The 24046-nt window shown below is 63.5% G+C and carries 24 protein-coding genes and 2 pseudogenes; 15 read left to right on the forward strand and 11 right to left on the reverse strand.

Going from position 1 to position 24046, the window contains the following annotated elements:
• Positions 1–32: 32 nt before the first annotated feature.
• Positions 33–239 (reverse strand): hypothetical protein, encoded by a 207-nt coding sequence (locus tag GRS48_RS11465; protein ID WP_159486612.1) that lies wholly within the window; start codon positions 237–239, stop codon positions 33–35.
• 98 nt (positions 240–337) lie between these two features.
• Between GRS48_RS11465 and GRS48_RS15110 the strand changes: the two genes are divergently transcribed.
• The 5 genes and pseudogenes from GRS48_RS15110 to GRS48_RS11485 all read left to right on the forward strand — a co-directional run bounded on the left by GRS48_RS15110 (position 338) and on the right by GRS48_RS11485 (position 3892).
• Entirely contained in the window at positions 338–514 is a 177-nt protein-coding gene (locus GRS48_RS15110) for a hypothetical protein (protein WP_200840264.1), read from the forward strand.
• Positions 515–520: 6 nt separating this feature from the next.
• Positions 521–1021: pseudogene (locus GRS48_RS11470) on the forward strand (cytochrome c oxidase subunit II); the annotation flags it as partial.
• A 95-nt stretch (positions 1022–1116) separates the two neighbouring features.
• Positions 1117–2922, forward strand: coding sequence for a b(o/a)3-type cytochrome-c oxidase subunit 1 (locus GRS48_RS11475; protein WP_159486614.1), 1806 nt, complete (start codon positions 1117–1119; stop codon positions 2920–2922).
• On the forward strand, positions 2919–3134 hold the full coding sequence (locus GRS48_RS11480) for a CbaC protein (RefSeq protein ID WP_159486616.1): 216 nt from the start codon (positions 2919–2921) through the stop codon (positions 3132–3134). Before GRS48_RS11475 ends, GRS48_RS11480 begins: the two co-directional genes overlap by 4 nt.
• Before the next feature lie 65 nt (positions 3135–3199).
• Positions 3200–3892, forward strand: a complete 693-nt coding sequence (locus GRS48_RS11485; RefSeq protein WP_159486618.1) for a hypothetical protein — start codon at positions 3200–3202, stop codon at positions 3890–3892.
• Between the two features lie 630 nt (positions 3893–4522).
• Here the strand turns inward: GRS48_RS11485 and GRS48_RS11490 are convergent.
• The 3 genes from GRS48_RS11490 to GRS48_RS11500 form a co-directional block, all read right to left on the reverse strand.
• Positions 4523–5287 carry a hypothetical protein gene (locus tag GRS48_RS11490; RefSeq protein ID WP_321168417.1) on the reverse strand — a complete coding sequence of 255 codons (765 nt, stop codon included), beginning with the start codon at positions 5285–5287 and terminating at the stop codon, positions 4523–4525.
• Between the two features lie 344 nt (positions 5288–5631).
• Positions 5632–5844, reverse strand: a complete 213-nt coding sequence (locus GRS48_RS11495; protein WP_159486806.1) for a dodecin family protein — start codon at positions 5842–5844, stop codon at positions 5632–5634.
• Positions 5845–6096: 252 nt separating this feature from the next.
• Positions 6097–6396 carry a hypothetical protein gene (locus GRS48_RS11500; RefSeq protein ID WP_159486622.1) on the reverse strand — a complete coding sequence of 100 codons (300 nt, stop codon included), beginning with the start codon at positions 6394–6396 and terminating at the stop codon, positions 6097–6099.
• Between the two features lie 235 nt (positions 6397–6631).
• Here GRS48_RS11500 and GRS48_RS11505 point away from each other — a divergent pair, with 235 nt between their 5' ends.
• From GRS48_RS11505 to GRS48_RS11515, 3 genes are all read left to right on the forward strand, one after another.
• The gene (locus GRS48_RS11505) at positions 6632–6955 is read left to right on the forward strand and encodes a hypothetical protein (protein ID WP_159486624.1); all 324 of its coding nucleotides are present in this window, start codon (positions 6632–6634) and stop codon (positions 6953–6955) included.
• 185 nt (positions 6956–7140) lie between these two features.
• Positions 7141–7890, forward strand: coding sequence for a GNAT family N-acetyltransferase (locus GRS48_RS11510; protein ID WP_159486626.1), 750 nt, complete (start codon positions 7141–7143; stop codon positions 7888–7890).
• 275 nt (positions 7891–8165) lie between these two features.
• Positions 8166–9164: a hypothetical protein gene (locus tag GRS48_RS11515; RefSeq protein ID WP_159486628.1), complete on the forward strand. Its 999-nt coding sequence runs from the start codon at positions 8166–8168 to the stop codon at positions 9162–9164.
• 195 nt (positions 9165–9359) lie between these two features.
• On the opposite strand, the gene GRS48_RS11520 is transcribed toward GRS48_RS11515, so the two are convergent.
• The 4 genes and pseudogenes from GRS48_RS11520 to GRS48_RS11535 all read right to left on the reverse strand — a co-directional run bounded on the left by GRS48_RS11520 (position 9360) and on the right by GRS48_RS11535 (position 11867).
• Positions 9360–9638 (reverse strand): HalOD1 output domain-containing protein, encoded by a 279-nt coding sequence (locus GRS48_RS11520; RefSeq protein WP_159486630.1) that lies wholly within the window; start codon positions 9636–9638, stop codon positions 9360–9362.
• 107 nt (positions 9639–9745) lie between these two features.
• Positions 9746–9951, reverse strand: a pseudogene (locus tag GRS48_RS15255) (hypothetical protein); the annotation flags it as partial.
• A 40-nt stretch (positions 9952–9991) separates the two neighbouring features.
• Positions 9992–11098, reverse strand: a complete 1107-nt coding sequence (locus GRS48_RS11530; protein ID WP_159486632.1) for a glutamate-cysteine ligase family protein — start codon at positions 11096–11098, stop codon at positions 9992–9994.
• 112 nt (positions 11099–11210) lie between these two features.
• On the reverse strand, positions 11211–11867 hold the full coding sequence (locus tag GRS48_RS11535) for a bacterio-opsin activator domain-containing protein (RefSeq protein ID WP_159486634.1): 657 nt from the start codon (positions 11865–11867) through the stop codon (positions 11211–11213).
• A 288-nt stretch (positions 11868–12155) separates the two neighbouring features.
• Here GRS48_RS11535 and GRS48_RS11540 point away from each other — a divergent pair, with 288 nt between their 5' ends.
• The 3 genes from GRS48_RS11540 (at position 12156) to GRS48_RS11550 (ending at position 13370) form a co-directional block, all read left to right on the forward strand.
• Positions 12156–12509 (forward strand): hypothetical protein, encoded by a 354-nt coding sequence (locus GRS48_RS11540; RefSeq protein WP_159486636.1) that lies wholly within the window; start codon positions 12156–12158, stop codon positions 12507–12509.
• Positions 12506–12700, forward strand: coding sequence for a hypothetical protein (locus GRS48_RS11545; RefSeq protein ID WP_159486638.1), 195 nt, complete (start codon positions 12506–12508; stop codon positions 12698–12700). Before GRS48_RS11540 ends, GRS48_RS11545 begins: the two co-directional genes overlap by 4 nt.
• Before the next feature lie 274 nt (positions 12701–12974).
• Positions 12975–13370 carry a hypothetical protein gene (locus tag GRS48_RS11550; protein ID WP_235028058.1) on the forward strand — a complete coding sequence of 132 codons (396 nt, stop codon included), beginning with the start codon at positions 12975–12977 and terminating at the stop codon, positions 13368–13370.
• 1081 nt (positions 13371–14451) lie between these two features.
• Here GRS48_RS11550 and GRS48_RS11555 read toward each other — a convergent pair.
• Genes GRS48_RS11555 through GRS48_RS11565 form a run of 3 tightly spaced genes read right to left on the reverse strand, consistent with a single transcriptional unit; the run spans position 14452 to position 18442 of the window.
• Complete coding sequence (locus GRS48_RS11555; RefSeq protein ID WP_159486640.1) at positions 14452–15315, reverse strand: ABC transporter permease subunit; 864 nt, start codon at positions 15313–15315, stop codon at positions 14452–14454.
• On the reverse strand, positions 15312–16289 hold the full coding sequence (locus GRS48_RS11560) for an ABC transporter ATP-binding protein (RefSeq protein WP_159486642.1): 978 nt from the start codon (positions 16287–16289) through the stop codon (positions 15312–15314). Before GRS48_RS11560 ends, GRS48_RS11555 begins: the two co-directional genes overlap by 4 nt.
• Entirely contained in the window at positions 16286–18442 is a 2157-nt protein-coding gene (locus GRS48_RS11565) for a NosD domain-containing protein (RefSeq protein ID WP_321168419.1), read from the reverse strand. Before GRS48_RS11565 ends, GRS48_RS11560 begins: the two co-directional genes overlap by 4 nt.
• Before the next feature lie 106 nt (positions 18443–18548).
• On the opposite strand from GRS48_RS11565, the gene GRS48_RS11570 reads away from it, so the two are divergent.
• From GRS48_RS11570 to GRS48_RS11585, 4 genes are all read left to right on the forward strand, one after another.
• Positions 18549–19139: a nitrous oxide reductase accessory protein NosL gene (locus GRS48_RS11570; protein ID WP_159486644.1), complete on the forward strand. Its 591-nt coding sequence runs from the start codon at positions 18549–18551 to the stop codon at positions 19137–19139.
• Positions 19140–19306: 167 nt separating this feature from the next.
• A complete protein-coding gene (locus GRS48_RS11575) occupies positions 19307–19534 on the forward strand; it encodes a hypothetical protein (protein ID WP_159486646.1) in 228 nt (75 codons plus the stop codon).
• A gap of 776 nt (positions 19535–20310) precedes the next feature.
• A complete protein-coding gene (locus tag GRS48_RS11580; RefSeq protein WP_159486648.1) occupies positions 20311–21429 on the forward strand; it encodes a hypothetical protein in 1119 nt (372 codons plus the stop codon).
• A gap of 1276 nt (positions 21430–22705) precedes the next feature.
• The gene (locus GRS48_RS11585; protein ID WP_159486650.1) at positions 22706–23983 is read left to right on the forward strand and encodes an orc1/cdc6 family replication initiation protein; all 1278 of its coding nucleotides are present in this window, start codon (positions 22706–22708) and stop codon (positions 23981–23983) included.
• Positions 23984–24046 lie beyond the last annotated feature (63 nt).

The raw sequence follows: 24046 nt of genomic DNA on the forward strand, positions 1-24046 counted from the left end.
AGCGTCGTGCGGCCAGGGACGAGCGTCACCGACTAGCCGTCGTCCGCGGGGGCCGTGTCAGCGGCGTCGACGGCGGGCTGTGGACTCCCGCCGGTCGCGACCCTGATCGAGACCCAGATCAGCAGTACGTTGACGGCCGCGACGGCGGCGACGACGTCGGCGCGGGCCGAGACGTACGCCACGACGGGAACCAACGCCGCCAGCACGAGGAGCAGCACCCGTTGAAGCGGGACGTTCATAGGTTCGGTTGGGACGTGAATGATAAGAACCGCTCGGAGAGTTTTCACGTTTTGAGAACGACTGTGGAGTATATACACCACCATTCACAAGACTGCGTATGACTCGCACCGAAACCGCCCGAACGGGGGTGACCGAGGGGGACGACGACGTGGAGGAGTTCGACCCCGTCGGCACCCTCGCACTCATCCTGTTGTACTTCGCGATCCTCGTGGTCGCGTGGGTGTACATCTACTTCGTCGAGTTCCTGAGCCGCGACCTCGTCGTCATCGGGTGACCTGACGTGCACATCCACGCCTACGAGAAGCTCTGGCTCACGCTCGCGCTGGTACTGATCCTCCTGTTGATCGGGACCGTCACCTACGGGGCCGTCGGCCCCGGCGTCGCCATGGTGTCGGACGGACAGGACCCAATCGACCCCGAAGCGCTCGACGAGGACGATCGGTTCGCGGAGCCGCGGGTCGAACGAGTCGGCGAGAACGAGTACGCGGCGTACGTCGTCGCCGAGCAGTTCCAGTTCCGACCGGACCCCATCGTCGTCCCCGAGAACAGCCGGGTGACGTTCTACATCACCTCGCCCGACGTCATCCACGGCTTCGAGGTCGTCGGGACGAACGCGAACACGATGGTGATCCCCGGCGAGGTCGCCGAGATCGCCGTCGAAGCCAACGAGCCGCGCGAGTACGGCATCGTCTGTAACGAGTACTGCGGCGCGGCACACCACGCGATGGAAGGGAAACTCGAGGTCGTCCCGGAGGACGAGTACGAACGAATGAACGACGACGGGACCGACGACGGTGAGACGGACGATACCGACGACGGTGAGACGGACGATACCGACGACGGCGACGACGGCACCGATCAGGGAGGTGACGGCGAATGAGCGCCGAACTGGAGACGGAACCGACGTTCGTCGACCGGTTCCCCGAGGAGGCACGCGTCGTGCGGGCCGCGTTCCTCGGCTCGTTCATCGCGCTCGGGCTCGGCGCGCTGTTCGGGATCATCCAAACGCTTCACCGGACCGGGATCGCTCGGCCGTTCAGCTCCGTCGACTACTACACGTTCCTCACCGCACACGGAGTGTTCCTCGTGATCAGCTTCACGATCTTCTTCCTCGTCGGGCTGTTCACGTGGGCAGTGACGCGGAGCCTCGACCGGCCGCTCGTGAACATCAGGATCACGTGGACGTGGTACGCGCTGATGTCCGTCGGGATCACGATGACCGGCGTCTCGATCCTCGCGGGGTTCACGAGCCGGATCGACATGAGCGCCGACGTCCTCTTTACCTTCTACGCGCCGCTGCAGGCGCACCCGCTGTTTTATACGGGGCTCGTCGTCTTCATCGTCGGGACGTGGCTCGCCGGAGCCGACTGGTTCCGCGCGTGGCTCGCCTGGCGCGAGGAGAACCCCGGCGAGCGGATCCCGCTGCAGACGTTCATGGTGCTGACGACGATGATCATGTGGTACATCGCCACCACGGCGATCGCCGTCTCCGTGCTCGTCTTCCTGCTCCCGTGGTCGCTGGGGCTGATAGACCAGGTGAACCCGACGCTCACGCGGACGCTGTTCTGGTTCTTCGGCCACCCGGTCGTCTACTTCTGGCTGATGCCGGCGTACCTGCTGTGGTACACGGTGTTGCCGAAGATCGCCGGCGGCCGCCTGTTCAGCGACCCGCTCGCGCGCGTCGTCTTCGTGCTGTTCCTCCTGTTGTCGACGCCCGTCGGGATCCACCACCAGTACCTCGATCCGGGCATCGCGGAGGGGTTCAAGTTCATCTCGATGACGAACACGATGTTCCTGCTGTTGCCGAGCCTGCTGACGGCGTTCACCGTCGTGGCGAGCGTCGAGTACGGAGCGCGCAAGCGGGGCGGAACCGGCCTCTTCGGCTGGCTTCGGTCGCTCCCGTGGCGTAACCCCGCGTTCACCGGGATGATGCTGGCCGGCCTGATGTTCGCCGCCGGCGGCTTCTCGGGGATGGTCAACGCCGGGCTCAACATCAACTACATGATCCACAACACGATCTGGGTCCCGGGCCACTTCCACCTCACCGTCGGGACCGCGGTCGCGCTCACGTTCATGGCCGCGACGTACTGGATCTGGCCACAGATCTCGAATAAACCGCTTTACAGCCCACAGATCGGCCTGTTCCAGGTGGTCCTCTGGTTCATCGGGATGGCGCTCATGTCGAACGCGATGCACGCACAGGGGCTGCTCGGCGTGCCGCGACGCACCGCCGAACCCGAGTACGTCGGGTTCGACTACCCGCTCGCGTTCGGCGGGTTCGAGGAGCTAAACCTCCAGCTCGCCATCGGTGGAACGCTTCTGTTCGTCTCGACGGTGCTGTTCCTCGCCAACGTCGTCTTGACGATGGGTAACCCGACCGTGAAGGGGCTCGCGGAGCCGCTCCCGCCCGCGCTGTCGGGGCCGGAGGACGCGCCGCAGGTGCTCGACAACCTGCGACTGTGGGTCGCCGTCGCGGTGGTGCTCGTCGTCCTGGCGTACGCGCTGCCGCTGGCCGGCATCGTGACGGACGGCGGGCTGTTCGGACCCGGCGGGCGCGCGTTCCCCGTCTGGATCGACGCGATAGGACCGCTGCTTTCGGACGCCGTGGCCGCCGACTCCCTCGCCGGGATCGGGACGACCGTCGCCGATGCGGCCGGTCGGCTCGCTGAGGTGACGCGATGACCGTCGACGTCACCCGCGGCGGGCTACTCGTGGGGCTCGCCGTCTTCGGCGTCATCGCCTACGAGCTCCGCACGGTGCTGGACGCGCTCGGTGTCAGCCTCCCGATCGTCCCGTACATGGCGGGCGTGTTCCTCCTCGCCGGAGCCGCCGTCTGGGTCGTCTTCCTGAAGGGCGGCTGGCGGAACGACGCGTCGACGAGCGGAGGGCGGTGATCGCGATGGGAGGGCGATGACCGTGATGGAAGGGAGGCGACCGTGATGGAAGGGAGGCGGTCGCGATGGGACCGGTGACCGAACCGGCGGAGGGGCTGCCGCCACGGCTCCGGGGGGCGTCCGGCGCGGCGTATCGCGGCTTCCTCGCCGGGTCGCTCGTCGCCCTCGCGTACCTCGTCGTCCTCGGCGGCTACCTCACGGCGGGGGAAACGGACGTGATCGATCCGTTGCGAGCCGCCTACCCGCTCGTCTGGCTCTCGCTTTCGGCCGCCGCGATCGCGGGAGCTACCGCCGGCGCGGGCCGTGCGACGGTTCGACCGTGGCCGGCGGCGATCGGGGGCGGCTACGTCCTCCTGCTGGCGTGGATCAGCGGCCAGTTGACGTTTGCCCCGACCGGGTTCGGGGTCGAGGCCAGCGCCGGGCTTCCGGGATGGGCTCCGGTCGTGATCGCCGATCTCGGCGTGGCGACGGCGGTCGTCGTTCCGTTCCAGTCGCTCGGCTACGTCGTCCTCGGGGCCCTCCTCGCTCGGGCGCTGTCGGTGACGGGCGGGTCCCTCCTCGCGGGGGTTCTCGGGCTGTTCACCTGTGCCGGCTGCGTGCTTCCCGTGATCGCCGCGGTCGCCGCCGCCGGGAGCGTCCCGGTGATCAGTGGCGGGCTCTCCTACGCCGTCTCGACGGCCGCGTTCGCCCTGACGCTCGGCGTTCTCACGGCGGTCGTCGTCCGTGGAGGACCGACGACTGCCTGTCCACGAGAGTGACGGGACGGAGCGGAACGAGCGGGTCCGTGGAAACCCTGTTTTCGAACGCAACACGACGAGAAAGGGCCGGTCGCTGAAGGATGCTTCCGGGTCGATGGCGAGAGGGCGTTGATCGAGACGCTTAGTCGGTTGTTTATAAGCGACCGTCGCAGTGCTTACGCTTCCTTAACGACCGTCTTGCGCAAACGAACTGCAACGGTCACTCCCGCCATCGATCGCCGCTGCGTCTAAATCGATCGTCGCCGAATCAAGACAAGTCGCTTTGAAAGAAGTTTGGCGTAGTGTCAGATATTTTATTACGTGTGGACGATGAGTGCATAGATCTATCCGTCAGTAATTTCTATATGAGCGTTTTGAAACGGTTTGAGAAGTTATTAGGATCGGCCGATCGAATTCTATCATCATACATATAAATTATTTAAACAGTGTTTAAAAGAGGAAAATCTGGGAAATAGAGTCGAGCGCTATGCTTCATCAACAGTCGCGGAGTTGCTTCTCGATCCTGATCAGAACACCACCACAGCGAGGGATTCCGTAATAGAGACGTTGCTCGCGTGCGTCGTCGACCATGCATCTCGCCACCCGCTGGGGACTCGGTCCGGCGAGTTCACGAAGCGTGTCGGTGCGGCGTCAGCGCCCCCGGGACGGGATAAACGGGCCGACGGAGATGGTCTGTCGAGCGACGGTCGCCGCCCGAAGGATGTACGCGACGAACAGGGAAAGCGGGGCGACGACGGCTCCGATCCCGACGCTCACGACGGCGGGAAGCATCGCGGCCGGGAGCGTGGTGGAGTTCGTTTGATAGACGAGCGTCACGACGATCGCGGCTACCAGGGCGGTCACTCCCGAGTAGACCAGCAGTCTCGAGAGCGTTGCGAGGTCCTGCTGGATGGCGATCGTTTTGTAGAACTGCCGAATGACCGCCATGGATTCGAGGAGGTCCTCGATGGCCTGGAAATCTGCCAGTACTTCCGCGGGGATCGACGCCGCGTACTCGTTCCGGAGGTGGCTGACGGCGGTCATGTTCCGCGCGTACTCGGTCCCTATCATGACACGGAGTACGTCATTCATTTTCGCGTTCGTCTCGAGGTGGTCGTCAATGCTGTCCCCGTACGCGGCGACGTCGCGCAACGCGTTCGTGAGCCTCGCCGGCGGGTCCCAACCGGCACCGTCACCGCTCTCGACCAGTCCGGCGGCACGGTCGCTCAGCGTCCGTGCGACCAGCGAGAGGAAGTCCGCCGGGTCGTTGGGGCTCGAAGGCACCTCCGCGATCGATTCGACGGTCTGCCGCAGTTCCCGCGAGCCCTTGAGCCTGTCCGTCAACATGCTAACGGACCCGAACACGCGCGAGAGGACGAGCTGGTTGATCGAGAGGGCGATAGTGAGAAGCGTCACGACCCCGGAGGTGAGTCCACTCCCGAAGATCATTGCCACGGAGCTGTTCGGGCCAACCGCCAAGACACCGGCGGAGATGAGCGCCCACACGACACCCACGATCGCGACGACGAAACAACCCGCGACGGCCCTCCGATCCCCACCGAGGACCACCCAATTCGCCACGCGCTCCCAGATGGAGTCGTCGATACGCACGGAACTCGCCGTTTGAAGATCTTGGGCCATACAGTATACTCGGCTAGAAGCCCGATAAACACCCGTGGTGCTACCGTTATCCGTATATTGGAACGGACGGACGGGAGCGGACAGGAGCGAACGGGAACGGACGGGAGCGTCCGTCCGGCCTATTGGGTTCCCTCTCGGACGGGGAAGGCCACTTCCACAGTGGTCTTGTACTCGGTGATCGAGCCGTCTTCGACTTTCGCCGTGTGGTCGTGGATTTCGATCCCCGAGATGTCGTCGATGCTTTTGTTCGCCTCGCTAACCGCGTTGTGAGCCGCATCCTCCCACGATTCGGACGAGGTACCCAGCACTTTGATTATCTTGACTGCGGTCATGTGGTTCGTCTTCACCCACGCGACCCGTTCTCTTAATTATAAATCTGTTACTGAACCTCAGGTGTGATCGCTGTGAATATGGAACTACTACCGTGTCGTCGATCGGCCCGATGTCCTAGCCTGAGAGCGATAGCACCTGATCAACCGGCTGTCATGGGACACGTTTCAGTGCGTCGGCTGAGCGCGTCGTGCTCTCCGGCGGTCCGTCGCGGCGAGTTCATTGCCGGTCCCTCGCCGGTCGCCCGGCCACGTTCAGTCCTCTTCGACGGCGGAGATCTCTTCCCGTGGAGCATTACAGTTCGGGCACGCGTCCGGCATCCCCTCGTCCAGTTCGCCCATCTCTCCGCATTCGCCACATCGCCACATCAAGTACCCCTCTCCGAACTCCTTTCCCGGCAGCTCCTCGACCTCGCTCTCGTTGGAGTCCATCGATTCCACCTCGAACCCATCGTCGGTGAATCCGCTCACGCGTCCCACCGGTCTCCTGTTGCTGTCGTACACTACTTCTCCCGGTTCGATCGGCTCACTGTGGGTATGGTTCTGGTCGCCCATACCGTGAGGGTCGGTTCGCACGGTTATTCAATTTGTGGGGAAGACCCGTGTCGGATCTATGCGGAATACGGAACGAGTCGTCGGCCGCGGACAGGTGCCACGTCTCGGTTCGGCACCGCGTGTTCGTTCGCTTAAAAGTCGGGAGCTCCCAGTAAGCGGTGGTAGAGCCGGATGGATCACGCTATCTCGTAGACGCCTGCAAAAGCTATTAGCCCCGTCCTGTCGAAAGGCCACTATGGCGAACGATTCCGACGACACCCGAGAGCAGGGTATCGAGTTCGGCGAACTGATCGAAGACCTCGAGGACGAGTCCTACCCGCTGTCTCACGAGACGCTCCTCAGCCGATACGGTGACCACGAACTCGGTCTCTTCGACGACCAAGTCCCGCTGCGTGAAGTGCTCTCCGCGGAGCAAGAACAGGAGTACGAGGACGTAGAGAGCGTCCGACAAGCCGTGTTCAACATGGTCGGTAACGAGGCGGTCGGCCGAGAAGGGTACAGCGATCGCGGCGGGAACGCCATCGACGATGACGAATCGGCCGAGGAGGAATCGTTCTAGACCGTGGCGGTACGGCAGTACGGCGGTGCGGCGGTACGGCGGTGCGGCGGTACGGCGGTGCGGCGGTACGGCGGTGCGGCGGTACGGCGGTGCGGCGGTACGGCGGTGCGGCGGTGCGACGTCACAGCTGCGCCAGAGATGAAGATCAACCGACAACTTATATCGGTTCGACGACAACGCCCCACATGGAAGTTCGCCCTGCGGAGTCGGACGACCGGGAACGGATCAGAGCGATCGCGCGCGACTCGCTGCAGTCGTCGTACTCGCTCAGTCCACAGCAGATCGAGACGATACTCGAGCAGGAGTTCGACGACGCGTCACTCGATCAGCTGCTCAACGACCCCGAGATGACGGTACTCGTCGTCGACGAGACGAACGACGGCACGGAGGGGGTTTACGGGTTCATCACCGTCGAAGTCGGAACGGGAGCGACGATCCGGTGGCTCCACGTTGACCCGGAAGCTCGGGGACGCGGCATCGCTTCGGCGCTGCTCGATCACGTTCGCGAAGCCTTCGCCGAGAAGCCGATCGCGGCGAACATCCTCGACGACGCCGTGGAGGGCGGTCAGTTCCTCGAAGAGTTCGGCCTCAAACAGAGCGACCACGATCACATGCTGGTCGGCGGCGAGGAGTTCGCGGTCACCGTTTTCACCGAGGGCGAAGAGACGGAGACGTCGAACGAACCCTCCGTCCCGGTCCCCGAGTCCGTCACCGTCGACGGAGTTGCCCGGTTCCTCGACCGCGACGAGAGCGTTCCCGGCACGGAGGCCCCGTTCTTTACCGTGTACCGTGCGGAGGACGAGGAGGACGCGTACGGGTACTTCTGTTCGCAGTGCGGCAGTACGAACGTCTCCGCCGACGGACAAGACAGGCTCGAATGCGGGAACTGTGGCAACACCCACCTGGCCGACGAGTGGGACGATGCGTACCTCTGAGCCCGCCTGGTGGTGGAGGATGTGCAGGTGGTGAACCGGACGACGCTCCGACGGCTCGTGCCCGTTCGTGACCGGCCGTAGACGGTCGGCGGCGGGGATGAGCGGCCGTTGTAAAGTATGATCCGGACACGCTATCGAGGGGGGACGAGACGGCCCACCCACAGGGTTTTCTCACTGTGGGTTGTTTTCGGACGCATGGGTGATCGATCGCGGGTAGGTCTCCCCAGTGGTGCCGTTCAAGGTGTCGCTCAGGAGGCCGCTCAGGGGGTCGCATCATGAGCCTCGACCGGAAGTTCAGTCAGTGGCGAGACTGGTTCCCGATTCCGAGCTTGTCCACCGGGTTCGGCCTGAAACGGTGGGTTCTGCTCGAAGCGGACCGGCTGGCGGTGACGGGAGCGTTGCTGACGCTGGTGTTCACTGCTTTCATGGTTATTTCCTCGGTCTGGACCGTCGAGATGCAAGCGCTACTGACGGACACCGCGACCGTCCAGACGATACTCAACACGTTTCTGAGCGGAATGATCCTCCTGGTCTCCATCGTCGTCTCGATCAACTCGATCGTCCTCTCACACGACATCACCTCCGTCGAAACCCAGGAGAACCGGATCCAGGGTGCGATAAACTTCCGTCGGGACCTCGGCGACCTGACCGACATCGGGGAGAACCCGTCCGATCCCTCGTCGTTTCTCAGGGCGATGTCCCGACTGATCAGTGCTCGTGCACAGGCGCTCACGGACGAGTTGGACGGTCTCGAACAGGACGTCGCCGAGGAGATCGACGAGTACGTGGAGTCAGTCTCCGCGGCCGCCGAACAGCTGGGGGCGGTCGAGGAGACCTCCGGTGCGGAGTTCGCCGTCCTCTGGAAGGGGATCGGGTTCGACTACGGGTCGTACATCGAGCGATCCCGGACGCTCACTACGTCCGGTGCCACCCCGTCCGAACGATTCGACGACCTCATCGAAGCGTTCGAACTGTTCGCCGTCGGGAAGGAATACTTCAAGACCCTCTATTACACGAGGGAGGTGTCACAGCTCTCCCAGACGCTGCTAGTCGTCGCGCTCCCGGCCATCCTGTTCAACGCCTCCGCGATCATCACGATCAACGGGGGGGTCCTCCCCGCCGGGACGATCCTGGGTCTCCCGTCGCTGCAGACGTTTCTGGCGTTCACGTTCACGATATCGATCGCGCCCTACCTGGTGTTAACCGCGTATATGCTCCGACTTTCGACCGTCGCACGGTTGACTGCGTCGGGCGGGATCTTCTCGCTGAAGTAGCCTCCGGCGGAACCGTCCGTGGATGGAACCGTGACCGATAGCAGCGGGATACACGGTGTCGGATCCGTTGAAATCCGATCACTCAGACACCGTTCTCGTTACGATAGCCGAGGCATCGATCGTACAGGTCGATTGACGGCCTCGTCCAGTCGAGCGTGGATACACTACCGGTATCCGGGACTCCGCAGACAGCGGTTACGTGACATGGACGAACTTCGCGGTGCCGCTCTGTTCGACCGTGATTCGATAGCCGCTGTACGTGAATTCGACCGTCATCTGTGCCTCTGGTGCCGGCGGATTCGAATACAAGTTCGATAGCATCCCGTCGATGCAGTCGTAGACCGTTGGCAGTTCTGTTATCGGCGTTCCCTCGAGGTCAGCAACTACTTCCGCTATCGTAGCAGCCGTTTCCTCTCCGTCGGTATCCAATTCCCGGTGAACGATTTCGTCGTCGTGAGTTTCTGGTCTTGACATAAATCGAGTGTCGAGTCGAAGGCGAGTGCACCCACGCCCATGGTACTATTACAGACGACCGACGACAATCATACTGCCCTTTTCATACACAAACCGTTTTTGTGTACCTAATAAGGGTAGACCGTAAGGGCGGAACGCGTGCTTCCCGGGAGTATCGAAACGGCGAGATCCTCGGTAACGGGATCGTGCGCTTTCTCGGCGGTGTCTACCAGCTCCCGGTGTGGAGAGATAGCGTCTTTTCCGGCGTCAAGAAGCCGTTGATGACGGCAAGTACGGCTGTCGAATCCTCCGGCGGCTGGAGCGGTTCTCGTCGATCGTTGACATCCTTCCCGTGCTAAAGCGCAGGGAGGATGTCAAATCGAGAGGGTCGTGGGAGCCGAGATGGTCGAATCCCCCGTCAGCCCCTCGACGTCGGTACGGAGCCGCTGAGCTTGTTCGAGCCGTAGCATCCGCGCCTCCGATTCGTCGAGGGTCGGCGGACCGTTCAGTTGCGGTGAGAGTGGCTGATACTTCGAGAGGTCGAACCCCATCGTCCGCAGGTACTCTCTGACCTCGACGGTTCCGAGTCCCGAACGGATCGCCTGGTGGCTGAGTTCCTGGAGCTCGGAGAACTCCGGCAGTCGGATCCGATCGGATCGAACGCCTGGGCTGCCGAATTCGATCGGCTTGTCCCCCGTCTGGGAGACGAGCTGACCGACGTCGACCGCGATCTGGACGATCTGACTCGGTAGCGCGGCATCGGGGGCGCGCCACTCGACGGTCGGTTGGCACTCGCGGAGGCGAACGGGATTCAACACAGTGTCCTCCGGATCGAAGAATTCCTCGACGGTCTCAGGGGAGACGCCACGCTCGCTGGAAAGTCGCTTGAAGACCTCGTACATGTGATCGACGCGCTCCGTCCACTCTTCGAGGCTATCCGCGTAGCTCCACAGGTCGCAGAATCCGCGGAACTCGGGGCCGCACAGCTTCCTGTAGGCTTGCGCCCGGGAGGAATCGTTTCCGTTCTTGCCGGAGTAGTACGGCGACGTACTCAACAGCGCGAGCGCGGGATCGAGCGCAGTCAAGAGGTTGAGTTGGTCGATGACGTCGCCTTTCTCGAAGTGGACGTGCGTTCCAGCACAGTTTTTCGCACTCTTCAGGCCGTCCCCGTAGATGGTTTCGAGAAGCCGCCCTCGCTCGGAGTGCGCCGACGCGTCCGAAGCCGTCAGCGGCGTCCCTAACGGAACGAGCTGCTTTCCTTCGGCGCTTGCCGCCCGCATCGCCGTTTGAAGCGTCCTCCGAAGATCGCGCCTCAGTTCGAGTTCGTTTTCGTGTGGCTCGGTCTGTATCTCCACGAGCGGCCCGATAAACTCGGGTTTTATCCGCTCGTGGGCTTCCGCGATTTCCCGTCCGTCGCACAGTCGTCCCGAGCGATCAATGACCCATAACTCCAGTTCGACGCCGGTTTTGATTTCACACATGATGTGGACTTGCCGGAGCGTACCAGCGATTCCCTCGACGACCGTACTACGGTAGCCGATCGACGGGAATCAAACTGCCTTTTTCATACACAAACCGTTTTTATATACCCGATCAGGGTCGGACTGTGAGGGCCGAAAGCGTGCTTCCGAGGACGTTCCTGATCCCTCCGCGGAGGCGGGAGCCGACAGCCTGCTGTGAGATGCCGAGTTCCTCACCGAGGGCTTCCAGCGTGACCTCGCGAGGGGACTCGAAGTATCCGCGCTCGTAGGCAAGCACCAGCGCCTCTTGTTGGGTTTCAGTGAGGGCGGCTTCGGTCGCCGTCTCAACCGGCAGCAGTGCATGCAACTTCGTCAACGTGATCGGGATGCCCACCTCTTGACACCGTTCGTGAAAGGCTGAGATATCGCTTCGATCATCACCGCGGATCTCGAACGTCCACTGTTTGTTCGTCCCGATGGCCTCGATCAGTGGAACCCTTGTCTCCGCCAGTATGGTCAGTACGTCGTCGTGGGCCATCGCCCACTCGAGGCGTAACAAGTACTCGTCCTCAACGGAGTCAACGAGCCGGAGGTCCTTCACGCCCGGGTGCTCCGTGAACGCGCTCTCGATGTCGTCGACTTTGGTACCTCGCACCCAGAAGTAGGGAATCATCGTGCCCTGTGCGGGGATCAGTCGCTCCAGCTTGACCGTCACGTCCGGTAATTGGTTGAAGACGGTTCCAAGAGGGAACTGATCGGATGGAACCGTGAACGCCGCTTCAGTAGCCATTGTACGTCCCGTAGGCCTCTAACTGTAAAGGCCTTCAGCTGAACGACTACTGTTCCCGTGTACTACCGTTTCCGGACGTCTGCTCTCGTTTCCGGACGTCTGCTCTCTCGCCAAATGCCGGTGTCAGGTATCTCTCGTCCCACAGAGTGAGTTGCCGAATCGGATCCAGGATCGTTGCCGGCCCCATCTGTATCTGCCCGTTAGAACGATCGAAAAATGTGACTTTTGAGGATTTCAACGGAAGCACGCGGCCGAAATCTTCTTGATGACTGTTGCCGAACGACACGTATGGTAACAGCAGTCGTAGGCTCGTTGATCGCGTTCATCGTTGCCCTTCTGGTTGGGGGGCTCGCAATCTATATCAGCGCTCGCGTGATCGTGGGCGTTGAAGACTATAGTCACGCCGTCATTACCGCGTTGATCGGTGCCATCGCATGGGCATTGACGTCCTGGATCCCCCTCATCGGGCCGGTCATCGCCCTGATCGTGTGGATCGCCGTTATCAACTGGCGGTATCCGGGTAGCTGGGTCAAAGCCGTACTCATCGGCCTTGTAGCCTGGCTTTCCGCGCTCGTCATCCTCTTCCTCCTGAACCAAGTCCTTGGACTCGGGATCGGCGCCTTCGGGGTTCCGGGAACATGACGGTGAAAGCGCTGCGGGCGCGGATCCAACTCCTCACGACCGCATGGATGGTCTGGAAGGTGGCGACGAAGCGGGTCGGGCCGGTCGGCGGCTTGGTCGTCACCGTCGTCGTCATCGGTGGCCTCGTCTATCTCAGACCGTGGCTCGCCGAGAACGTCCCTGCAGTGGGGCGGATCATCGGGGACACATAGCGGAGGGGGCCTCCCCGATCGGAAACCGTGGGGCCTGTCGGCTCCCTGAGCGGTCGTGTGTCGGCCACGGCGGGTTGCTTTGGATCACGGGTTCCCAGCATCGAGGGATACCGTTATTTCGACGGAGGACACATGTCTTGACATGACTGCTCGAGACCCAGACGCGAGTCTCCGCCAGTTCGGCGCCCGACGCGGTCAGACCATCGGACTCGGACGACGCGCCCTCCGTGGGCTGTATCGAGGAGTCGTCGGCGGCCTGATCGCGACGGCGATGATGACGCTGTATCGGTTCCCGGTTTTCCGCGCGCTGCCGCCGACGGCGGATTTCTGGGCGAAATACGTCGGAGGGGGCGATCCGGAAGCGTATCCCGGAATCGGACTGATCCTGCACGTCGTGTACGGTGGCGCCGCCGGTGGCCTGTTCGGCGTTGGAATCAGCCTGGTGGACTTTCGGAGCGAACGCCAACGCGATCTCGGCGCGATCGGGCTCTCCCTCGCGTACGGTCTCGCCCTCTCCGTCTTCGGAACGCGGGTGGTCTTTCAACACCTCCTCGATGAGGAGCTGGAGCCAGCCGAAGCGCTGGTGTTTCACGTCGGACACGCCATCTACGGACTCACCCTTGGAACGTGGATGACCTCCAGGGAACGGAGCGGCGACGTATACGAGTGAGTCTTCGAGGAGACCGCAGCCATCCGGGTCCCGGCGGGAGCTGGAAGACGAACCTCGACGCGGCCACGGGATCACAGCTACGGGTGGACGTACTCGTAAGCGGCTCGCATGAGGTCGTCGTCGCGGGCGTCGCGGACGTGTGCCTCGACGATCCCCTCTGTGAGCCCGGTCGCTTCGCCCCCGTGGTCGATCCACTCGAGTACGTCCCTAGCAATTCTGCCCGTACTCTGGCCATCAATCGTTGGGAGGGTTCGCGTGTTCGCGTGTTCGCGAAGTACGACGATCCTTCCGTGGCCGCGGTCGGTGCTATCATCCGGGAAACGACAGTCGGTGCCACCCCGACTCGAAACCCGTAGTCGGATCGGATCACGAAGCCGAGGTCCTTGGATCACGGTCGAATGATGGACCGCTGATTAACGGAGTACGGTCTCCTTTCGATCAGTCGGCACCACGAGGTCAGTTTTAAGACGACCGTTCCCCTGCGATGGTGTTCCTAACTTAAGTACCATCGCGATATCGCTCGCCCGTCGAACTCCGCTTCAGTCGTGCAACATTGAAAACGAGCCGCGGCTACGTCTCGGAACGCGACGAGCATGATCGAGGCTCAGTCTAGGACCGAGGACCGACGATCGTTACAATGGCATTACACCCATACAAATGTAATTAGGATCGTCCGGTGGTAGTCTATCAGACCAACCCGAGACAGATTTTTCAGGTGAATAGCAGTCGAACACGACGGAGTATATCGACGTTCCAAATAGTACGAAAATAGACATATACTGTATATAGTAATAAAAAGGATGTATTTGAAACGACCCCTTCTGAGGCCGCACCAATGCACTCCTAATACCGGTATTTAGCCCCTTGAACGACAGATCTCTGTCGAGACATGGCCTCGTCTTTATAAAATTGATGACCGTATCTGAGCCAAGTATGTCTGATTTGAATAACGTCCTTAGAGGTGTAAAACAGCAAATAGAGTTAGACATCGGACGTCGGTTCGAAGCCGGGATTCAACGGAGCAAACGAGCAGCGCCCCAAGCCACGACCGCACCGATCGAGTCAACCGCGCCGGGCGTGATCAGTCGACGAGACGGACCCGGACGCGCTCGACGAACGTCCCCAGACGCCGCCCGTACGCCAACACGGCCGTGGCGGCCACGACGCCGACAACGGTCCAGCCGACGAGGGAGCCGAGCGCGCGACCGGTGTTCACGAACCCGCCCTCGGACGCGAACGCCACGCCGACGACGTGCTCGAAGACGAGCCCGCGGAACGCCCCGTTCGGCGTGAGCGCGACGAGGTCGGGGATCGCCGCCGCGGGCGTGCCGTCGCGCAAGGCACGGAGGACCGCGAGGTCGCCGCCGAGTACGCCCCCGACCAGCACGAGCACGCCGAGTGCCATCGCGCCCCGGCGGCTCGATGCGACCGTCGACAGCGCCGCAGAGAGCGTCAGATACGCCGCGCCGAGCAGGACGACGAGCGCGAGGAACCTGACGAAAAGCAGCGGTGAGTCGACGCCGGCGTGGGTGGCGAACACGCCCGTGTCCGGACTCGCGGTCGCCCACACGAACACCCCGACGGCGACGAACGGGACCACGACGACCGCGAGGAACGCGAGTAGCCGCGCGAGCAACACGCCGACGACGTACTCCACGACACCGACCGGATACGTCCTGATGACTGCGAGCTCACCGCTCGCTCCGTCGACGAGCAGGGCCCGGTAGCCCAGCACGACCGCGAGCAGCGGCACGAGCACCTCCGCCGGCAACAGGAGGTCGACGATCGCCGGCACGAAGCCGGTCGCGCCGCCGCCGCCGACGGCGACGAGGCCGGCGAGAGCGACCAGGAGTCCGGCCGAGAGCAGGGCGTATCCGGGCGTCCGCGCGACCGTCGCGAGCTCCCGGCGGAGCACCGTCGAAACCGCAGTAAGTGCGTCAGTCATCGGCCGCGCACCTCCCGATCGTCGGTGTCGCCGACGGAGTCGGAGTCCGATGAGACCCCCGTGACGTGGACCGCCTCGTGACCGTGGCGGTGATCGGCGTCGTGGTCCGGCCCGACGCCTGAGTCGGAGTCGGAGCCGAGGACCGGACCGCCTCCGGAGCCGACGTCCGGATCGCGGTCGGAAGCGGCGGAACCGCCGACGAGCGCTCGATAGAGGGCCCCGACGTCGTCGGCGTCGTGCTCGGCGAGCAGCGTGACTCGGTCGCCGGCGGCGACGACGCGGCCGCGGGACAGACAGACGAGCCGGTCGGCGTGGGCGTCCACCAGGTCGAGATCGTGCGAGCTCAGGACGACGCCGGCACCGCCGGTCGCTCTCGCGGACGCGACCGCAAACGCTCGCTCCCGCATTCCGGGGTCGAGTCCGCTGGCGGGCTCGTCGAGCACGACGAGCGACGGGTCGCCGATCGTCGCCTGTGCGATCCCCAACAGGCGTCGCATGCCTCCGGAAAGCGACTCGATCCGCCGTTCCGCGGCGTCGGCGAGCCCGACCCGTTCGAGGGCCGCGTCGGGGTCGTCGCCGACGAGCCGGGCGTAGAACGCCAGCGTCTCGCGGGCGGTGAAGCCGTCACGGAACGGGACCCGCTGCGGGAGGTAGCCGACCGGTCGAACCGCGTCCCCGCGGGCGTGTGTGACGCGGCCCGCCGTCGGCTCGACCGCACCGACGAGCGTCGAGAGCAGGGTCGACTTCCCCGACCCGTTCGGCCCGATCACCGCGGTCAGCCCCGGTCGGACCGCGAGCGACACGTCGTCGAGGACCGGAACCCCGCCGTACGTGCGGGTGACGTTCGAGAGCTCGGCGAGCGCGTCGCCGGAGCCGGGAGCGTCGCGAGGGTCCCGTTCGGCGTCGGTTCGGTCCCCGTCGTGGCCGCGACCGGCCGTTTCGCGTGTCGTTAGTGGGTCGTCGTGTGTCGTCATTGGGTCGTCGAGTTGCCTCCGTCATCGGTCGAGCGTTCCTGATCGGCGAGCGCCGTCCGCCAGTCGCCCTGGACGGGCGGCCCGTTCGGATCCGTGGCCGACGCGACGCGCTCGGGGACGTGCGGCTCCGGTGAGGGTGCCGTGTCGATGATGCTTCCGGAGCGCGCGCCCGGGACCGTTCCGAGCAGCCGGTCGAGCAGGGCAGCCGCGGGGGACTCCGCCATCGTGACCGCCGCGGTCTCGTGGTGGAGCGCCGCGTCGACCGGCGACGTCGGGCGATACGCCCGATCGCCCGGCGCGTGTGGGCCGGCGTCCGCGCCCTCCCAGTAGTTCCCGCGGTCGCCGTCGGTCCAGACCCTGAGCGCGCCCGCCCCGGCCCCGGCATGGCGGTCGTTGCCGACGAAGTCGTTGCCGACGACGCGGCTCGACGGGACGACCGTCGTGGCGCGAGCCCCCTCCTCGTTGCCCGCGAGGACGTTGTGTTCGTACAGCGACCCCCGCGAGCTCGTCGAGAAGCCGAGCCCGTTGTCGGCGAGGGTGTTGTACCCGACGTACGTGCGAGTCCCGGACGCTTGGATCCCCGCGGGCGAGTCGCGCACGTCGTTGCCGACGATCGCGTTGTTGGCCGGTCGAGTCATGACCGTTATCCCGCCGTAAACGGCGTCTCGAACGGTGTTGTCAGCGATAAGCGCGTCTCCGGTGTACATCAGGTGCGCCCCGTACCGGTTCCCGGTGAACGTCGAGTTCCGGACGACGGAGCCGTCCGCACGGTGGAGGTACACCCCGTCGCGACCCCCCTCGAACGCGCTGTCCGTGACCGTCACGGTCGACTCCATTCCGATCACGCCCATGAAGCCGTCTTGCCAGTTTTCGGGACCGTCCACCCGTACGTTCCGGATCACCGCGTCGGATCCCTCACGCAGCAGAACGCCGCTCGCGTCCGTCTCGATCGCGACGTCGTCGACGAACAGCCCCGGCGCGTCGATCGCGCGGACCCCCGCGTCGCCGTGGCCGTAGCCGAGCTGGACGTTGGTGTCCCATGCGGCGGGATCCTCTCCGCCATCGGTGTCGGCATCCTCCCCGCCATCGGCGTCGGCATCCTCCCCGCCATCGGCGTCGGCGTCCGGCGGATCCGAGACCGCGTCGGCGTCCCGCGTCAGGTTGCCGGTCCCCGACAGCGACAGCCCGGCGATCGCGACGTCGGGCGCACGAACCGTGATCACCGACCCGTTCCCGTCGCCGCGGACGTGCGCGTCCGTCCCGACGATCGTAATCGGGTCGGTCACCTCGATCGGACCGTCGTACGTCCCCGGCGGCACGACGACGGTCGTCTCCGGGGGAGCCGCGTCGACGGCGGCCGAAAGCGTCGGCTCGTCGTCTCCGACGACGACCGAGACGGGTCGGTCCGCGTCGGATTCGGCCGCGGCGAGCCGATCATCGGCGACGGTCCATCGGTCCGGAGCCATCGACCGCACCGTCGCCGCGGTGTCGACGTCGAACGAGCGCGCCCGTACCGTCGCCCAGTCGACGACCTCCCCGCCGTGCTCGTCGGCGAACGCCGTGGCGGCGTTCCGGTCGGCGAACGGGACGGCGACCGCTCCGGCCGACGTTCTCGCCTCGCTGTCGACGACGTACCGTGCCTCGTCGGCGGGCGTCCACGACGTCGGTCCCGGTGCGCTGAAAAGGGCCGCGCCGGAGCCGATCGTGTCTGCTTCGGAGCCGACCGTTCCGGGGTCGGACCCGGCCGTGTTGGCTTCGGGATCGGTCGTGCCGGCTTCGGGATCGGTCGTGCCGGGGTCGGCGTCGTCGAACGTCTCGACGTACGCGACGAGCGGATACCCGAACTGCCGTTCCGTCCGATCGTCGTCGATCGTGTCGGCGAACGATTCGACGCCGTTGTAGCCGACGACGTACTGGAGCTGCGAGTAGAACACTTGGACCCGAGGGACCGCCGCCGTCCCGGCCATGACCTCGTCGGTCTCCGAGGAGACCCCGAGTTCGACCGTGTCGTCGTAGGCGACGGGGTCCGGCGTCGCCATCGTCGGGTCGGCAAGGAACGCGCCGGCGGTGAAGATCCCCGCGAGCGCGACGACTCCGGCGACGACGACGAGTCCGATCCGCGAGCGGTCGCCGTAGGGGTCGAAACGCCTCACGTGATCCCTCCGGCCGCCGATCGTATAGCCGATCTGGTTCGTTCCTCGAACGCCGAAACGAACGCGTTCCGAGGGTCTAAGGGCCGTGCACACCGAAGTCGGATCGATGAGAGACACCGATCGAGCGTCGGTTCGACGGCCGGTCCGGAGACGCGAACTGCTGGGCGGGCTCGCCGGGGGGATCGCCCTCGCCGCCGCCGGCTGTCTGGGTGCTGGGGGGGACGATGCGAGCGACGTCACGCCCGTCGCTCTCGACGGCGAGCGTCCCTGTGACCAGTGTGGGATGATCGTCGAGGACCACCCGGGACCGGTCGGGCAGATCCACTTCGCCGACGACGGGCCCGAAGGCGGCCGACCGGCGGGATTCTGTAGCAGCACCTGCACGTACACCTACCTGTTCGACGCCGAGGACGCCGATCGAGACCCGCGTGCCGTTCTTCTAACGGACTACTCCGTCGTCGATCAGGAAGCGTTCGAGGAGGGCTCCGACGTGATGTTCTCCTCACACGTCGAGAGCGGCGCGTTCTCCCCGATCGAGGCTCTCACGGTCGTGATCGGCAGCGACGTCGTCGGGGCGATGGGTCCGGAGTTGATCCCGTTCGGCGACGACGGCGACGTGGAGGCGTTCGTCGGCGAGTACGGCGGCGACCCGATGAACGCCAACGCGGTCGACCGCGCCACGGTCGACGCCTTATGAATTGATCGCGCGTGGGTGATCGGTCGAGACGTTCTCGAAGGGGACGTTCTCGAAGACGTCGAAGTCGCTGCCGAAGCGTCGGGTTCACCGTTCGCGTCGGGGGAGCGATTCCACGGAATTGAGAACGGTGTTAACTACCTTTGAAACCCGAACGCGTACGGAGTAGTATGAGCCATCACCGGCGAACACCCGGTCGTCTCGACCTCGACACCGCGTTTAAGACGTTCGGCGCGATCGCGATCGCGATCGCGGTCGTACTCACGGTCGCCGTTATGATCGTCACTGACCCCTTCGGCGCGTTCGTGACGGCGACGCCGACCGTGCTGGGGACGGTCCTGTTTACGGGGCTCCTCCTCGTGGTCGGGTACGCCGCGTACGTTCTGCGGCGGGAGTGAGTCCCTCGTCTCCTTATTCCTCGTGATCCGGGAGTCGGTCGTTCGCTTATAAGGGGATCCGGACTGGGGAACGGATTTATAAACAAACGTCCTTGTAAACGACCGATCGCGGTCGGCGCGCGCGACTCCGACGCACGCGAGATCGTCGGACTCCGTCCGACTGCTCGGAAATCTCCGATTTCCGGTGGAGGCACGGTGGGCGGCGAGCGAGTGGTTCCGCTCGCCGCCCACCTACCGAGGTTGGGGAGGGCGAGGCTGCGGTGCGGGTGCGTTCGGTGCGTACGGGTTCGTTCGGTACGTTCGAGTGCCTACGGGTGCGTTCGTGCGAGTTGGCTCCTCGATTCGTGGACGCACCGAGCACTACAGATCCGCCCCGACGCCCCATTGATAAACCGTCACGGCACTCCGAGCAAACCGTCACGGCACTCCGAGCAAACCGTCACGGCACTCCGAGCAAACCGTCACGACGCTCCGTCACGACTCCTGATAAACACGGCGAGCGACGAGTCATCCGAGACGCATCCCTCTGCAGCCGGCCGTTTCATACTACACTGTGTCTGAAACGAGGGGTTCGGCAGTGCCGAGAGACTGCGTTTTGTTGAGAAAACGCAAAGGTAGGTCACGTATCAGGACGTACGCACAGACTAACGAAGCAAGACGGAGTGAAATCAACGACACGAGACGGTATGAAACGGATGAGAGAAACGGATCGGCCGGATGAAAAACGAGAGCCATGAAGCGATGAAGCCAGCGATCGACGGCCATCCGGGTCGGAGATGACACGGTTGAGTGCCGAAGCAAGAGAGTTCGGTTCCGACGTCGCCGAACGGGTGCTGCTTCGAACGAATCGCTGGGCGCTGATCCTGGTCGTACTGGCGGTCGTATTTATCGCCCTCGTCTCGCTCAGTCAGGTCGGACTCACGCCGTTACGAACCATCGTCGAGAACCAGAACGGCATCGGCTTCTTCTTCTCGGCGTTCATCGGCACGATCGTCACCGGAACGGCGATCGTCGTCACGATCAACCAGCTCGTGCTCGCACAAGAACTCGGCGCAGTCGGGGATCAACACGAGCGCATGCAAGGGTCGATGGCGTTCCAGCGAGAGGTCGAAGCGGAGATCGGGGACGGCGTCTCGCCGACCGATCCGGCGACGTTCCTCTCGTACCTCGCCGACGCCATCGGGGAACGCGTGACCGTGCTACATCACACCGTTACTGAGGGGGACGCGAGGTCCACACCGGGGGCAGGCCCCGACACGATGAGCGATGGACCGGATGGCTCAGACGACGTGGACAACGTGGACAGCGTGGACGACATCGACGACGTTGACGATATGGACGACGTCGACGACGTTGACGAGATACTTGCGTACGGTACTGTGGTGAGAACCGACGTCCAGGCGTTGAAAAAGGAACTCACAGGGGCCGAGTTCGGCACGTTCGATGTCATCTGGGGTGCACTCGAGTTCGACTACTCGCGACGGCTCCACACCGCGCGCCGTCTCCGTCACGAGCACGCCGACCGCCTCTCGAGCGACGCCTTGGACGCGCTCGAGGACGTCATAACCTTACTGGAGCTCTTCGGACCGACACGCGAGCACATCAAAACGCTGTATTTCCAGTGGGAGCTGATCGACCTCTCTCGAGCGCTGTTGTACGTCTCGATACCCGCGTTGGCGGTGACGGCAGCGATGAACATGTACGTCGACGGGAACACGTTCCCCGGAACGGTTCTCGGCGTCGACAACCTCGTGTGGGTTACGAGCGCGGCGTTCGTCGTCGGGATCTCCCCCTTCGTCGTCTTCACCGCATACGTGCTACGGATCGCGACGGTGGCGAAGCGAACCCTGGCGATCGGTCCGTTGATTCTCGATACAGGGTCGAATCCCGATTAGAGACCCGACCATTGAAATCGGCGACGAGGCGAGTCCCATTGAGGCGGCCCGTGCCAGAGTACGTCCTCGAAGACGACTCGCACGGATGGGTGAAACCGGGAAGGTCGATAGCTAGCCGATTGTTGTTGGAACGAGTCGATTGCGGATCGATTACGAGAGGCGCACTGTCGAGTAGCGTCGGAGAGATACACTCTGGACGAGGGGTGTCGGTTTGCAGCGGAGATGATCCGATGTCGGGCTAGACGTATGGCACACACACCCCTCGTCCAGAGTGTAAACGGAACGAAGAGGGGGTGGGGTTGCAGACGAAACAGGGGTTGGACTAGCGGATTATCGGTTGTATTTGGGCAATAGAGCCGTTTTAAAACGCTTTTCCCGTATTAGGGGGCTACAGAAATAAGGTATCTCTTAGATCGACACGAATGAATCAGTGATTCATTCTCAAAAAAGTCGAATTCACTTAGTGGACTGTAACGCAACTATTGATATAAACTTTTCTTGTTTGGGCTCGTCTGTGTTTAGTAACGCTTGCTGTGGTGTTGTTTCAGCTATCGTCGTTGTCGCTGTCGTTGTCGTCGTCGTTGTCGTCGTTAGTATCACTGTAGTGCTCCACTCGTGTTACGATCGTCCGTGCTTTGTCGCCGTTTCCACACTTCTATCGTAACGCCGAGCCCCGTCGCATTATCCGTATCATCGTTCTAGAGCAGCCAATATGGCGGTTCGGTTGCCTGTAGTGCCAGTTGATTGTCTGTTTCGCCTCTGTTGTGTCTCTTTTTTGTTAATGATATCTGGTTTATCGATACGTGTCATCATTGACGTGACCCCCTCCCGTGACGATCCGCCCCCCGGTACCCTCCGCAGCAGTTACACTCTTGACGAGGGGTGTGTGGGTCCCGTTCGCCCTCCCGTCGACGTGTGTTTATACACTCTTGATCGGGCGGGTCCGTCTATCATGTGTCCGTGTCCCATATCATATATGCATACGCATATCATATACGTGTCTGACACTATCACGTAGCCTGACATCTGACGCTGCGGCGTCCCCTGACACTCGTGTTTCCCTTCGACGGCCGTCCGCAGCAGTTACACTCTGGACGAGGGGTGTGTCTTCGTGGCATCCTTCGACGTCGCGGCCACGTATCACTCGTGACCGGCCTCAGGCCCTCTCCGCCTAAAGCCGCGAAAGAGCACGTTTAAGCGGCGATTTTTTGCTCATTTACACTCTTGACTAGGGTGGGAAACGCTTAAGTAATGGGCGGTTGGATGTCATGTATCGATGTCCGACGAACCGTCACAGCTCTCCGATTTCAACGAACGGTTCGAGGACCCCGCGGAGGACCCGCTGTTCGTCTTCGACGAGGACGACCCGAACCGCGCGGACGTCTTCGCGCGCAAGGAGCTCCTCAAGGTCGGTCACGTCCCGGAAAGCGCCCGGATCGTCGGGCGCGACGACGAGATCGAAGCGATCGCCGCCGAACTCAGGCCGCTCGTTCGTGGTGACCCGCCGAACAACGTGATGATCTACGGAAAAACGGGCACCGGAAAGTCGCTCGTCGCTCGCCACGTCACCGAGCGAGCGCGCCGAGCCGCGGAGTCGAACGGCGTGTCCGTCGGGACGGTTTACGTGGACTGTGCACAGTACAACACGCAGACGCGCGTCGCCCGAACGGTGACGCGCTCGCTCAACGAGTCGGGGCGAACCGACTTGAACATCCCCCGCGCCGGGATCGGCAGCGGCGAGTACTACGATTACCTCTGGGAGATCCTCAACACGGCGTACGAGTCCGTCGTCATCATCCTCGACGAGGTCGACCGCCTCAACGACGACGACATCCTCATGCAGCTCTCGCGCGCCCGCGAGTCCGGAAAGGCGGACTGCCACCTCGGGGTCATCGCGGTGAGCAACAAGATCGAGTACCGCGACCAGCTGAACGAGCGGGTCAAATCGAGCCTTCGGGAGGAGGAGTTCGTCTTCCAACCCTACGACGCGAACCAACTCCGCGACATCATGAAACATCGTCGCGACGCCTTCTACGACGGCGTCGTCTCCGACGACGTCATTCCGCTCACCGCGGCGCTGGCCGCTCAGGAACACGGCGACGCGAGGAAGGCGATCGAGATCCTCCGCCATGCGGGGGAGCTCGCCGAGCGATCGAACACCGACGTCGTCACCGAAGAACACGTCCGCGACGCACAGGAATGGGCCGAGATCGACCGCTTCGAGGAACTCCTCCGTGGCTCGACCACGCAGGTCAAGTTCATCCTGTACTCGCTCGCGCTACTGACGGACGAGAGCTCGAGCGACGACGGCTTCTCGACCAGCAAGATCTACGAGCGGTACCAGGAAACCACGCAGAAAGTCGAGGCCAAGGTCCTCAGCGAGCACCGCGTCTACGAGCTGTTGAAAGAACAGGCGTTCCTCGGTGTGGTCGAGTCGACGCGGACCGGCGGCGGCCGTGGCGAGGGGAGCTACCTCGAACACCGACTGGTCCAAGACACCGGGATCGTGTTGAAGTCCGTGCTCCGCGACAGTCGACTCAAGGACCTCGCGTAGCGACCTTCACCGCCGCCAGCGACCTTCCTCGCCGGTATCTCTGTGCCGTCCGATCGACGGAGG

Origin of the sequence: Halorubrum sp. JWXQ-INN 858 (assembly GCF_009806985.1) — an archaeon.
Classification (GTDB): domain Archaea; phylum Halobacteriota; class Halobacteria; order Halobacteriales; family Haloferacaceae; genus Halorubrum.